Raw genomic sequence first — 1,230 nt, forward strand, 5'->3', positions numbered from 1 at the left:
GTAACCCGCGCTGCCCGCGCGGCGGTTGCCGCCGTTCTGCGACGCGATCGTGTTGAGCTGGGACAGGTGCGCCTGGACGTTGGCCACGCTGATGTCCGGCGGGTCACTCGGGTTGCCGGGCCCGCTGGAGACGGTCAGGTTGTACTGCGCGGTGTGTGTGGCGCTCGTACCCGTACCGGTCACGGTGATCGCGGTGGTGCTCGACGGCGCCGAGGCGCTCGCCGTCAGGGTCAGCACCGAGGTGCCACCCGCCTGCACGGTCGCCGGGTTGAACGAGGCGGTCACGCCGGACGGCAGCGGACCCGCCGACAGGGTGATGTTCTGCGCCGCGTCCTGGGTCACGGTGGTCGTCACGGTCGTGGTCGCGGTGCCACCGGGCGCCACGCTGCCATTGGTCGGGCTGACTCCGATGGTGAAGTCGGGGCCCGGGTTCCCGATGCAAGTGGGGTCGTTCGGCTGCGCCGGCAGGCTGACGGCGTCCCACGCGGCCTTGGTCTTGTTGAACAGGACGCAGGTGGGGTCGAGGGTCTTGGCCGACGTCAGCGTGGTGGTGCGGTACTTCTTGTACGTCATGCCGCTGGTCTTGAGCAGCATGCCGCCGTAGAAGATCTTGCCGGCCTGCTGGATGCCGACCCCGGTGAGGGTGGTGCTGTTGCAGGTCGGGCTGTTGGGCTTGCCGCCGCCGGGGCTGGTGCCCTCGGCCAGCAGGTAGAACCAGTGGTTCAACGGACCCGCGGCCTTGTGTACCTCGGTGCTGGGGATGGAGGAGCTGTAGCAGTCCGGGTCCCCGTTGGTGGAGGGCTTGTACATGTAGCGGATCGGGCCCTGGCCGACCAGGTTCACCGTTTCGCCGACGGTGTAGTCGGGAGCGTCGTACGGTGAGGGTTCGTTCGTGTAGGCCTCGGTCAGCGCGCCGAAGATGTCGCCGGTGCCCTCGCCGAGTCCGGCTTCGCTGCCGGCGCCGCCGGGGGTGAACTGGTCGATTCCGTGGCCGAATTCGTGGCCGACCACGTCCATCGAGGCGATCCACTGGTTCGCCTGGTTGTGCCCGATGGACACCGACGAGCCGTCCCAGTAGGCGTTGACGTCGTTGAGGCCGACCTTGACCGGCCAGCTGCCGCCGGTGCCGTTGTGCCCGTTGCGACCGAGCCAGTCGCGGAGCATGTTCCATTCCTTCTGCGCCGCCCACATGACGTCGGCGCAGCCGGTCTCCTTGCTGGACGCCTGGCC

Annotated in this window: 1 protein-coding gene; it reads right to left on the reverse strand. The window is 68.8% G+C overall.

Annotated features, from left to right (window positions below):
- A partial coding sequence (locus A3IC_RS0116375) for a M4 family metallopeptidase (protein WP_020551127.1) occupies positions 1 to 1,230 on the reverse strand: 1,230 nt, incomplete at both ends.

This window comes from Embleya scabrispora DSM 41855, assembly GCF_000372745.1.
GTDB classification, from domain to species: domain Bacteria; phylum Actinomycetota; class Actinomycetes; order Streptomycetales; family Streptomycetaceae; genus Embleya; species Embleya scabrispora.